This is a genomic window from Caldimonas sp. (genome assembly GCF_046289365.1).
Lineage (GTDB): Bacteria > Pseudomonadota > Gammaproteobacteria > Burkholderiales > Burkholderiaceae_C > Caldimonas.
The window spans coordinates 1-11,124 of the sequence record NZ_JBKBVU010000111.1; the positions used below are offsets into that span (position 1 = coordinate 1).

10 protein-coding genes are annotated in these 11,124 nt (G+C 66.7%); 4 read left to right on the forward strand and 6 right to left on the reverse strand.

Annotated features, from left to right (window positions below; all coding sequences use genetic code 11):
* A partial coding sequence (locus ACK42S_RS11570) for a DUF3305 domain-containing protein (RefSeq protein ID WP_409707339.1) occupies positions 1-378 on the reverse strand: 378 nt, incomplete at its 3' end.
* Positions 379-390: 12 nt separating this feature from the next.
* Positions 391-1,482, reverse strand: a complete 1,092-nt coding sequence (apbC, locus tag ACK42S_RS11575; protein ID WP_409707342.1) for an iron-sulfur cluster carrier protein ApbC — start codon at positions 1,480-1,482, stop codon at positions 391-393.
* A 149-nt stretch (positions 1,483-1,631) separates the two neighbouring features.
* On the opposite strand from apbC, the gene metG reads away from it, so the two are divergent.
* Positions 1,632-3,695, forward strand: coding sequence for a methionine--tRNA ligase (gene metG / locus ACK42S_RS11580; protein WP_409707344.1), 2,064 nt, complete (start codon positions 1,632-1,634; stop codon positions 3,693-3,695).
* Positions 3,696-3,711: 16 nt separating this feature from the next.
* Here the strand turns inward: metG and lolA are convergent, their stop codons facing one another.
* The 3 genes from lolA to ACK42S_RS11595 all read right to left on the reverse strand — a co-directional run bounded on the left by lolA (position 3,712) and on the right by ACK42S_RS11595 (position 7,472).
* A complete protein-coding gene (lolA, locus tag ACK42S_RS11585; RefSeq protein WP_409707347.1) occupies positions 3,712-4,323 on the reverse strand; it encodes an outer membrane lipoprotein chaperone LolA in 612 nt (203 codons plus the stop codon).
* Entirely contained in the window at positions 4,320-6,569 is a 2,250-nt protein-coding gene (locus ACK42S_RS11590; protein ID WP_409707361.1) for a DNA translocase FtsK, read from the reverse strand. Before ACK42S_RS11590 ends, lolA begins: the two co-directional genes overlap by 4 nt.
* A 234-nt stretch (positions 6,570-6,803) precedes the next feature.
* Positions 6,804-7,472: a Crp/Fnr family transcriptional regulator gene (locus tag ACK42S_RS11595; protein ID WP_409659018.1), complete on the reverse strand. Its 669-nt coding sequence runs from the start codon at positions 7,470-7,472 to the stop codon at positions 6,804-6,806.
* A 267-nt stretch (positions 7,473-7,739) separates the two neighbouring features.
* On the opposite strand from ACK42S_RS11595, the gene trxB reads away from it, so the two are divergent.
* The 3 genes from trxB (at position 7,740) to rpmG (ending at position 9,390) form a co-directional block, all read left to right on the forward strand.
* The gene (gene trxB, locus ACK42S_RS11600) at positions 7,740-8,699 is read left to right on the forward strand and encodes a thioredoxin-disulfide reductase (protein WP_409707350.1); all 960 of its coding nucleotides are present in this window, start codon (positions 7,740-7,742) and stop codon (positions 8,697-8,699) included.
* A 253-nt stretch (positions 8,700-8,952) separates the two neighbouring features.
* The gene (gene rpmB / locus ACK42S_RS11605) at positions 8,953-9,186 is read left to right on the forward strand and encodes a 50S ribosomal protein L28 (RefSeq protein ID WP_026330004.1); all 234 of its coding nucleotides are present in this window, start codon (positions 8,953-8,955) and stop codon (positions 9,184-9,186) included.
* 33 nt (positions 9,187-9,219) lie between these two features.
* Positions 9,220-9,390 carry a 50S ribosomal protein L33 gene (gene rpmG / locus ACK42S_RS11610; protein ID WP_409707355.1) on the forward strand — a complete coding sequence of 57 codons (171 nt, stop codon included), beginning with the start codon at positions 9,220-9,222 and terminating at the stop codon, positions 9,388-9,390.
* 213 nt (positions 9,391-9,603) lie between these two features.
* On the opposite strand, the gene ACK42S_RS11615 is transcribed toward rpmG, so the two are convergent.
* A complete protein-coding gene (locus ACK42S_RS11615) occupies positions 9,604-10,827 on the reverse strand; it encodes a fatty acid desaturase (RefSeq protein WP_409707358.1) in 1,224 nt (407 codons plus the stop codon).
* Positions 10,828-11,124 lie beyond the last annotated feature (297 nt).

Sequence of the window (11,124 nt, forward strand, 5' to 3'; positions counted from 1 at the left end):
CACGTTGTCCACCCGCTCCTGCGCATCGAGCCAGCGACCTGCCTCGTTGTACGACAGGCTCACCGCCGCGGGCTGGGCCCGGGTCCGGTCGTCGGCCTCGAGGCGCCACATCACGAACCACACAGGACGGCCCGAACTGAGGTTCAGGTGGTAGCCCTCGCCCTCGTCGCGGAACAGCTCGACCGCCAAGCCCGGGTATAGCCAGCGCGCACGCCGGCCATCGTCGATCAGCAGCCGCGGGGCCTGCCCGAAGCCGGGCTGCTGGGGCACGACCTCGACCACACGGAAGCGCCAGTCCTCCCAAGCGTTGGGTGCACGCTCCCGTTCCATCACCACGGCCACCTCCAGGCGACTGCGTTGCGGTGCGGACGGCGTCATGCACTCCCCCGCTCAGGTGGTCTTCGAGATCGATATCGTCGGGAACTTGGACGAGTAGTCCTTGGACTTCTCGGCGATTCTCACCGCGACCTTGCGCGCCACCTCCAGGTACAGGCGCGCGATCTCCCCGTCGGGCTCGCTCACCACCGTGGGACGGCCCGCATCGGCCTGCTCGCGGATCGACAGGTTCAGCGGCAAGGCGCCCAGGTAGTCCACGCCATACTGCTCGGCCATCCTGCGGCCGCCATCGGCCCCGAAGATGTGCTCGGTGTGGCCGCAGTTCGGGCACACATGCACGGCCATGTTCTCGACGATGCCCAGGATGGGCACACCCACCTTTTCGAACATCTTCAGGCCCTTGCGGGCATCGAGCAGCGCGATGTCCTGCGGCGTGGTGACGATCACCGCACCAGTCAGCGGCACACGCTGGCTGAGCGTGAGCTGGATGTCGCCCGTGCCTGGGGGCATGTCCACCAGCAGGTAGTCAAGCTCGCGCCAGTTGGTCTGGCGCAGCAGTTGCTCCAGCGCCTGGGTGGCCATCGGGCCGCGCCAGATCATCGGGTTGTCGGGCTCGATCAGGAAGCCGATGGAGATCACCTGGACGCCGTAGTTCTCCAGCGGCTCCATCGTCTGGCCGTCCAGGCTCTCGGGGCGCCCCTGGATGCCCATCATCGTCGGCTGGCTGGGGCCGTAGATGTCGGCATCCAGGATGCCCACGCTCGCCCCTTCGGCCGCCAAGGCCAAGGCCAGGTTGACGGTGGTGGTGCTCTTGCCCACGCCGCCCTTGCCCGAGGCCACCGCAATGATGTTCTTCACCTTGGGCAGAAGCTGCACGCCGCGCTGCACCGCGTGGGCGATGACCCGGGTGGTGATGTTGGCGCTGACGTTCTCGACGCCCGGCACCGTGCGCGCCGCGGCGATGAGCTGCTTGCGCAGGGCCGGTGCCAGGCTGCGGGCGGGATAGCCCAATTCCACGTCGAAGCTCACGTCCCCGGCGTCGATCCGCAGGTTCTTCAAGGACTTGGTGCTGACGAAGTCGCGCCCGGTGTGGGGGTCGACGACGGTCCTGAGGGCATCTTGCAGCGCTTGTTCGGTCGGGGCCATGGAAGGTCGGACGGTGAATGAGTGGGGTTTGATCCAGTCTAGCGCAGGGGCCGCCGGCCTGGCGGCAGCAGGGGCGCGCTGTTCGCCCCGGCGGCCTAGAATCCGGGGTTTTCCCCCAGTCGCGTTCGCACCCGCGGCGCCACGCCACGATGACACGCCAGATCTTCGTCACCACCGCCCTGCCCTACGCCAACGGCAAGTTCCACATCGGCCACATCATGGAGTACATCCAGGCCGACATCTGGGTGCGCTTCCAGCGCATGCAGGGCCACCAAGTGCACTTCGTCGGCGCCGACGATGCCCATGGCGCACCGATCATGATCGCCGCCGAGAAGGCCGGCAAGACGCCCCAGGCCTTCGTCGCCGAGATCGCCGCCGGCCGCAAGGAGTACCTCGAGGGCTTTCACATCAGCTTCGACCACTGGCACTCCACCGACAGCCCCGAGAACACCGAGCTGGCCCAGGACATCTACCGGGCGCTGCGCAGGAACGGCCTGATCTACACGCGCGAGATCGAGCAGTTCTACGACCCGGTGAAGAACATGTTCCTGCCCGACCGCTACATCAAGGGCGAATGCCCCAAGTGCGGCGCGAAGGACCAGTACGGCGACTCCTGCGAGGTCTGCGGGGCGGTCTACACCCCCACCGAGCTGAAGAACCCCTACTCCACGCTCACCGGCGCCACGCCGGTGATGAAGACCAGCGAGCACCACTTCTTTCAGCTCTCCTCGCAACGCTGTATCGACTTCCTGCAGCAATGGACGCAGGACGGCAAGCTGCAAAGCGAGGTGGCCAACAAGATCAAGGAATGGTTCTCCACCGACGAGAACGGCCACGGCGGCCTGTCGGACTGGGACATCTCACGCGACGCCCCGTATTTCGGCATCGAGATCCCCGACGCGCCGGGCAAGTATTTCTATGTGTGGCTCGACGCGCCGGTGGGCTACCTCGCCTCGCTGAAGAGCTACTTCGACCGTGGGGGCCCCAGGGCCAAGTACGGCGAGACCCGCTCGTTCGAGGACTTCATCGCCGATCCGAAGGTGGAGCAGTACCACTTCATCGGCAAGGACATCACCTACTTCCACACCCTGTTCTGGCCGGCCATGCTGCACTTCAGCGGCCGCAAGACCCCCACCAACGTCTTCGTGCACGGCTTCATCACCGTCAGCGGCGAGAAGATGAGCAAGAGCCGTGGTACCGGCATCGACCCGCTGAAATACCTGTCGCTGGGCATGAACCCCGAGTGGCTGCGCTACTACATCGCCGCCAAGCTCAACGCGCGCGTCGAGGACGTGGACTTCAACCCCGAGGATTTCGTGGCGCGGGTCAACAGCGACCTGATCGGCAAGTACGTCAACATCGCCAGCCGTGCGGCAGGCTTCATTGCCAAGCGCTTCGGCGGACGGCTCACCACCGGAATCAGCGCCGACGGCCAGGCCCTGCTGCAGGCCCTGCGTGACGGCCGCAGCGGGCTGGCCCGCCTGTACGAGGACCGCGAGTTCGGCAAGGCCCTGCGCGAGATCATGCTGCTGGCCGACCGGGTCAATGAATACGTCGACCACAACAAGCCCTGGGAGTTGGCCAAGCAAGACGGCATGGACGAGCGCCTGCATGAGGTCTGCACCGTGTGCATCGAGGCCTTCCGCCTGCTCACCATCTACCTCAAGCCGGTGCTGCCGGCCCTGGCGGCGCAGGTCGAGAGCTTCCTGAAGGTCGAGCCGCTGCAATTCGCCGACGCCGATCGCGCGCTCGGCGCCCACACGATCGGCAGCTACCAGCACCTGATGCAGCGCGTCGACCCCAAGCTGCTCGACGCCCTGTTCGAGCCGCCCGTCGTCGAGGCGCCCAGCCCCGGCGGGGAGGCGATCGCCCCCACCATCGGCATCGAGGACTTCGCCAAGATCGACCTGCGCATCGCCAAGATCGTGGCCTGCGAACCCGTGGACGGCTCCGACAAGCTGCTGCGCCTCACGCTCGACGTGGGCGAAGGCCGCATGCGCAACGTCTTCAGCGGCATCAAGTCGGCCTACAAGCCGGAAGACCTCGTCGGCAAGCTCACTGTGATGGTGGCCAACCTGGCGCCGCGCAAGATGAAGTTCGGCGTGAGCGAAGGCATGGTGCTGGCCGCCTCGCATGCCGACGAGAAGGCCCAGCCCGGTCTCTACGTGCTGGAGCCCTGGCCGGGCGCCCAGCCCGGGATGCGCGTGAGGTGAACCCGGCGGGCCAGCGCTACTGTTCCAGCACATCCGCCCCGGGGGGCGGGGTGAAGCGGAAGCGCTCGGGCGCGAGGTTCACGTTGGCCTCGAACTGACGCATCGACAGCACCGAGACCTGGCCGAAGCTGTCGACGATCTCCAGCGCCGCCAGGTCCCTGCCCCTGAAGCCCACACGCACCGCCTGGAAGGAGCTGTCGCGCGCCTTGGGCACCGCCTCGGCCCATTGCAGGCCGTCGCGATCGGGCAGCGCCTTGAGGGTGAAATCCTTGTCGAGCGAGCCACCGGCCAGCAGCGCCGCCGGCGTGGCGCCCAGGGCGTCGCCCATCGCACGCACCGTGACCTGGTTCAGGTCGGGGTCGTGCAGCCAGACCTTCTGGCCGTCGGCCACGATGTGCTGCGCCATCGGCGGCGCGTAGTCGAAGCGGAAGCGGTTGGGCCGCACGAACTCGAAGCGGCCCTCGCTGCTGCGCTTGCGTGCGCCATCGGGGGAACTGACCGTCTGCGTGAAGGCGGCCCGGGCGCTTTTCACCTCCTGCACGAACTGGCGCAGGCTGCCCACGGCATCGGCCCAGGCCGGGCCGGCCAATGCGGCGCCCAGCAGCGCCATGAGGATCGGTCGTTTCATTCGTCGCGGGCGGCCGGCACGAGGACGTCGCGGCTGCCATTGGTGGCCATGCTCGATACGACGCCCGAGCGCTCCATTTGTTCCAGCAGGCGGGCGGCGCGGTTGTATCCGATGCGTAAATGTCTTTGAACCAGAGAGATCGATGCCCGGCGGTGCTGGAGCACCACGGCCACCGCCTGGTCGTACATCGGGTCGGCTTCGCCGTCGGCCCCGCCAGCGGCCCCCGCCTCGCCGGCACCGCTTTCGCCGTCGAGCACCCCGCCTTCCAGGATGCCCTCGACATAGTTGGGCTCGCCTTGGCTCTTGAGGTACTCCACCACCCGATGCACCTCCTCATCACTGACGAAGGCCCCGTGCACACGCACCGGCAGTCCGGTGCCCGGCGCCAGGTAGAGCATGTCGCCCTGGCCCAGCAGGGCCTCGGCGCCCATCTGGTCGAGGATGGTGCGGCTGTCGATCTTGCTGCTGACCTGGAAGGCAATGCGCGTGGGGATGTTGGCCTTGATCAGGCCGGTGATCACGTCCACGCTGGGCCGCTGTGTGGCCAGGATGAGGTGGATGCCCGCCGCGCGGGCCTTCTGCGCCAGGCGGGCGATCAGCTCCTCGATCTTCTTGCCCACCACCATCATCAGGTCGGCCAACTCGTCGATGACCACCACGATGTAGGGCATGCGCTCCAACGGCTCGGGCGCTTCCGGCGTGAGGCTGAAGGGATTGGGGATCTTCTCCCCGCGCTCGGCAGCGTCGGCGATCTTTTTGTTATAGCCCGCCAGGTTGCGCACGCCCAGCTTGCTCATGAGCTTGTAGCGGCGTTCCATCTCGCCCACGCACCAGTTGAGCGCATTGGCCGCCTGCTTCATGTCGGTCACCACCGGTGCCAGCAAGTGCGGGATGCCCTCGTACATGGCCATCTCCAGCATCTTGGGGTCGATGAGGATGAGCCGCACATCGCGCGCCTCGGCCTTGTACAGCAGCGACAGGATCATCGCGTTGATGCCCACCGACTTGCCCGAACCGGTGGTGCCGGCCACCAGCAGGTGAGGCATCTTGGCCAGGTCGGCCACCACCGGGCCGCCGACGATGTCCTTGCCCAGGCCGAGCGTGAGCAGCGAGTGGGCATCGTTGTAAGCCTGCGAGCCCAGGATCTCGGCCAGTCGGATGCTCTGGCGGCGGGCATTGGGCAATTCGAGGGCCATCAGGTTCTTGCCCGGGATGGTCTCGACCACGCGGATGCTCACCAGGCTGAGCGAACGCGCCAAGTCCTTGGCCAGATTCACGATCTGCGCGCCTTTTACGCCCGTGGCCGGCTCGATCTCGTAGCGCGTGATCACCGGGCCGGGCGAGGCCACCACCACACGCACCTCGACGCCGAAGTCCTTCAACTTCTTTTCGATCAGGCGCGAGGTCATCTCCAGGGTTTCGGGTGTGACCGTCTCCTGCCGGCCGGTGTCGGCGTCGAGCAGATCCACCTGGGGCAGCCGGGTGTCGGCCAGTTCGTTGAACAGAGGCTTCTGGCGCTCCTTCACCACGCGGGCCGACTTCGGCAGTTCAGGCACTGCGGGTTCGATCAGGATCGGGGCATGCTCCACCAGGACCTGGCGCTCGACCTGCACATCGGCCTCGCGCTCGCGCATGGCGCGCTCGCCCAGGCGCTGGTCCTCCTTGCGTTCGCGGGCCTCCTCGCGCCGCAATCGCCAGCCGTCGATCCAGCCGCCCAGCCGCTCGGCCACCCGCAGCCAGGAAAAGCGCAAGGCCATCGAGAAGCCCGCCACCAGCAGCGCAATCCAGAACACCCCCGAGCCCACGAAACCCAGCAGCTTCACGCTCAAGGTCCCCAGGCCGTAGCCCAGGACACCGCCGGCATGGCCGGGCAGGTGCGGCTCCAGGGCATAGAGCCGTGTCCATTCCAGGCTCGCGCTGGCCGCCACCAGCAGGGCCAGCCCCCCCCAGAACACCCAGGCGGGTCCGGCCGGATCGGACGACGCCGCGGCCGGGACCTCGTGGCCGCCGCGCAGCCAGCGCGCCAGCGCCCCCAGCCAGCCGCGCAAGGCCACGAGCACCAGCCACCAGGCCGAAAAGCCAAAGAAGTAGTACAGCAGGTCCGAGACCCAGGCGCCCAGGACACCCGCCTTGTTGCGCAAGGGGCTGCCATCGCCCGAGGTGGACCAGGCCGCGTCGCCCGCCGAATGGGTGAGCAAGGCCAGCAGCAGCAAGGCCAGGCCCATGCCGCCCAGCAACACGCCCATCTGGGCGCGCCAGCGGGGTGCAGGGGGGGGCGGTGGGGGCGCGGCATGGCGCGCCCCGCGCTTGTAGGACGAGGACGCGGCCCGGGCCGGTGCCGCAGCGTCGTTTGGGGCGTCACCGCCCAGGGAACCGAGGGGAAAAGCCATGCGCGGATTGTGAATCAATCCAACGCCACCCCGAGAGCTCCCCGGGGTGCCGCAACGAGGGCTGACATTCGGCGGCTCGCGCCGGCACGCTCAGGCCGTGACCAGCGGCTCCTTGATGATGACCGAGCCATCGGGCTGGGTCTCGACGTAGTGGCGCTCCTCCAGGTCCTTCATCACGCGGCTGACCATCTCGCGCGAGGCGCCCACGATCTTGGCCAGGTCCTGGCGCGAGACCTTGTTGCGGATCAGCAGCGTGCCGCCGGTCTCCTCGGCCATGTCGAGCAGGGTGCGCGCCACGCGGCCGTAGACGTCCAGCAGGGCCAGCGACTCGATCTGTCGGTCGGCCGCGCGCAGCCGCGCCACCAGGCCGCGCATGATCGCGTAGGACAGGCTGGAGTTCTCCGGCAGGCAGCGCGCAAACTCGGCCCGGCCGAGCACCAGCACGTCGGTCTGAACCTCGGCACGCACCGTGGCCGAATGCGGCTCGTTGTCGATCAGGCTCATCTCGCCCACGTAATCACCCGGGTGGAGCATGGCCAGGATGACCTCGCGGCCGCGTGAGTCGGCCGTGAGCACACGGGCCCGACCGGTGAGCAAGATGAACAGCGCATTCGACTTGCGCCCTTGCTCCACGATGATCTCGCCACGACGGAAACGCCGTTTGACGACCCCCTCGGCGACCTGCTCCGCCTGCGCATGCGTGAGCATCGAAAACAAAGGGACACGACGAATCAGATCGAGGTTGGACAGCATTGCCATGGAGGGCCCCCTTGGTTCGTATCGGTCATCATCAGTCTGGATTGCCACGCCTCAAACCCCGACGGCACATCCGGACGAGCGCTTTCCTACAATGCCACCTTGCAGTGAAGCCAGCCGGCCCCACCTGGTACAGCAGCGGAGCGCCGGGATCAGCGTGAGTTATCGCACAACCGCGACTCTAACTGAAGCACTGACTTTCACCGAGAGCCGCGCCGGTGTAAGGCGCGCGAACACCGCCCAACCCTTCCACCCCGCAGAACCACCGTCATGAGCACCACCTCCAAGCATGCCCGGGTCCTGATTCTGGGCTCCGGCCCGGCCGGCTACACCGCCGCCATCTATGCGGCCCGCGCCAACCTCCAGCCTCTGCTGATCACCGGCTTGGCCCAGGGCGGCCAGCTCATGACCACCACCGACGTGGACAACTGGCCCGCCGACGTGAATGGCGTGCAAGGCCCCGACCTGATGCAACGCTTCCAGCAGCATGCCGAGCGCTTCAAGGCCGAGATCGTCTTCGATCACATCCAGGCGGTGGACCTGTCCCGGCGGCCGTTCGCGCTCACGGGCGACAGCGGCACCTACACCTGCGATGCGCTGATCATCGCCACCGGCGCCTCGGCCAAGTACCTGGGCCTGCCTTCGGAACAGGCCTTCATGGGTCGCGGCGTGAGCGGCTGCGCCACCTGCGACGGCTTCTTCTACCGCGAGCAGCCGGTGTGCGTGGTCGGCGGCGGCAACACCGCGGTCGAGGAGGCGCTGTACCTGTCGAACATCGCCAGCAAGGTGCATCTCATCCACCGCCGCGATAAGTTCCGCGCCGAAGCCATCCTGGTGGACAAGCTGATGGACAAGGTCGCCGCCGGCAAGATCGAACTGCATCTGTTCCACACGCTCGACGAGGTGCTGGGCGACGCCAGCGGCGTGACCGGCGTGCGTCTGAAGAGTGTGCAAGACGGCCGCACCAAGGACCTGGCCGTGCAGGGTTGCTTCATCGCGATCGGCCACCAACCCAACACCGACATCTTCAAGGGCCAGCTCGAGATGAAGGACGGCTACATCCTCACCCGCAGCGGCCTGGACGGCATGGCCACGATGACCAGCGTGCCGGGCGTGTTTGCCGCTGGCGACGTGCAAGACCATGTCTACCGTCAGGCCATCACCAGCGCCGGGACCGGCTGCATGGCCGCCCTGGACGCCCAGCGCTTCCTCGAGCAGCACCCGGGCTGAGCACCTACCCGCCGACCGGCCGGAAGGCTGGTCCCTTGGCGCTTTTGTGGCTATAATGATGGTCTTTGCCGAAATTGGCCTTGGTCAGCAATGCTGCCCTTGCCGCTTGTGAAAATGCGGCGCAAAGGCACTTGCAGATTGCCTGCGAGGCATTTGCAGGCAGGCCGGGCCTTCGAAGGGCAATCATCAGGGAATGGCCGATCCCCTGCTCTGGTTGCCACGTCGTGAACCGAGATTGAAACGGAGAAGCGTCATGGCACGCGTCTGTCAAGTTACGGGCAAGGGCCCGATGGTGGGTCACAATGTGTCCCACGCCAACAACAAAACGAAGCGTCGCTTCCTGCCCAACCTGCAGTACCGCCGCTTCTGGCTCGAATCCGAGAACCGCTGGGTCCGCCTGCGCGTGAGCAATGCCGCGCTGCGCCTGATCGACAAGGTCGGCATCGACCAGGTGGTCGCCGACCTGCGCGCCAAGGGCGAGCTCTGATCCTTCAACCGCCTCGACTCAGGAGAACGCACCATGGCCACCAAAGGCGGACGCGACAAGATCAAGCTGGAATCCACAGCCGGCACCGGTCACTTCTACACCACCACCAAGAACAAGAAGACCACGCCTGAAAAGCTGGAATTCATCAAGTTCGACCCGAAGGCGCGCAAGCACGTCGCCTACAAGGAAACCAAGCTGAAGTAAACCCGAGGGCAGGCCGCCCCCGGTCTGCCGTCCCGGTTCACCGGCAAAGCAAAAACCCGCCTGCGGCAACGCTGGCGGGTTTTTTCATGGTCCATCGCCGCGCCAGGTCGTGACGGCGCGGTGCCATCGATCCAACACAGCCTGAGCACCCCTGCGGTCGGCGTGAAAAAGCGCCCCGCAGGGCGCCTCGGTCGGCAAGGGTCAGCGCCGCGCTCAGGCGTGAGCCGCACGCAGTTTCAGTGCGAACTCCTGCAGTGCGGCAACGCCGCTTTCCTCGGCCTTCCTGCACCAGGCCTGCAGGTCGGCAACCAGCTGTTCGGCCGAGACGTTGGTGCGCGTCCAGAGCTGGCGCAATTCCTCACGCATGGCCACCAGTTTGGCCAACGCCGGCGACTGGGCGCAGGCGCTGGCGATGTGGGGCTTGAGTTCGCTGGGGATGCGGTCGTCGTCACGGTGCAGCCAGCGCTTGGCCAGGTGCAGTTCCTTCCAGCGCGCGGTGTTCTTCGCCCCGGCCTGCTTGAGCGCACGCAGCTCCTCCTTGCAGGCGCGACGCAGTTCGCGGGCGTACTTGGCCATGACCTCGTAACGGTTCGCAATGACGGCTTCCAGCGTTTTGGCATCGGCCACCGGCTTGACGGCGCCCAGTTTGAGCATGGGCGGGGTCTTGCGCACCTTGGCCAGGCCCAGCATCTCCAGGCCGCGGATGTAGACCCAACCGATGTCGAACTCGTACTTCTTGACCGACAGCTTGGCCGAGGTCGGGTAGGTGTGGTGATTGTTGTGCAGTTCCTCGCCGCCGATGAGGATGCCCCACGGCGAGATGTTGGTGGAGGCGTCGGCCGCCTCGAAGTTACGGTAGCCCCACCAGTGGCCCAAGCCGTTGATGATGCCGGCGGCCGTGACCGGGATCCACAGCATCTGCACCGCCCACACCGTCAGGCCGATGGCGCCGAACAGGGCCAGGTCGATGATCAGCATCAGGCCCACACCCTGCCAGCTGTAGCGGCTGTAGAGGTTGCGCTCGAGCCAGTCGTCGGGGGTGTTGTGGCCATACTTGGCCAGCGTCTCCTGGTTCTTGGCCTCGGCCCGGTAGAGTTCGGAGCCCTCACGCAGCACCTTGCCGATGCCATGCGTTTGCGGGCTGTGTGGGTCGTCCACGGTCTCGCACTTGGCGTGGTGCTTGCGGTGGATGGCCACCCATTCCTTGGTCACCATGCCGGTGGTGAGCCACAGCCAGAAGCGGAAGAAATGCGACGCGATCGGATGCAGGTCCAGGGACCGGTGCGCCTGCGAACGGTGCAGGAAGATCGTGACGGAGGCGATGGTGATGTGCGTGACCACCAGCGTGAACACCAGGATCTGCCACCAGGCAGCCTGCAGCATCCCGTTGGCGAGCCAGTCCACCAGGCTCTCCCACACGACGAGAATTTCGGACATTGAACCGATCCTTTCAACAACAAAAACGACGAGCCGACCACGCCCTCGTGGCGCAGACGTCCCGGGCAAGCCCGATTGTAGGGGCACCCCCTGCGGCGCGGGGACGATGGACCCGCGCAAATGCACGGAATCCGGCCGTACCGCACACAGACCTGATCCGTGTCAAGGACCCAGGGCTTGAAGGGGCTCCCGTTGGAGCGCCGGGCTTGATATCCCACTCCCGGGGCTGTGAAGCCCCGCCACCCCCCGAGGGGGCAGCGGGGCGAGTTGGGGGGGGAGGGGGGGAGGGAGGGAAGA

Excerpts from the sequence above, each read along its gene's own strand:
- apbC (WP_409707342.1), bottom strand. The coding sequence starts at position 1,482 with ATGGCCCCGACCGAACAAGCGCTGCAAGATGCCCTCAGGACCGTCGTC.
- metG (WP_409707344.1), top strand. The coding sequence starts at position 1,632 with ATGACACGCCAGATCTTCGTCACCACCGCCCTGCCCTACGCCAACGGC.
- lolA (WP_409707347.1), bottom strand. The coding sequence starts at position 4,323 with ATGAAACGACCGATCCTCATGGCGCTGCTGGGCGCCGCATTGGCCGGC.
- ACK42S_RS11590 (WP_409707361.1), bottom strand. The coding sequence starts at position 6,569 with ATGGGCGTGTTGCTGGGCGGCATGGGCCTGGCCTTGCTGCTGCTGGCC.
- ACK42S_RS11595 (WP_409659018.1), bottom strand. The coding sequence starts at position 7,472 with ATGGCAATGCTGTCCAACCTCGATCTGATTCGTCGTGTCCCTTTGTTT.
- trxB (WP_409707350.1), top strand. The coding sequence starts at position 7,740 with ATGAGCACCACCTCCAAGCATGCCCGGGTCCTGATTCTGGGCTCCGGC.
- rpmB (WP_026330004.1), top strand. The coding sequence starts at position 8,953 with ATGGCACGCGTCTGTCAAGTTACGGGCAAGGGCCCGATGGTGGGTCAC.
- rpmG (WP_409707355.1), top strand. The coding sequence starts at position 9,220 with ATGGCCACCAAAGGCGGACGCGACAAGATCAAGCTGGAATCCACAGCC.
- ACK42S_RS11615 (WP_409707358.1), bottom strand. The coding sequence starts at position 10,827 with ATGTCCGAAATTCTCGTCGTGTGGGAGAGCCTGGTGGACTGGCTCGCC.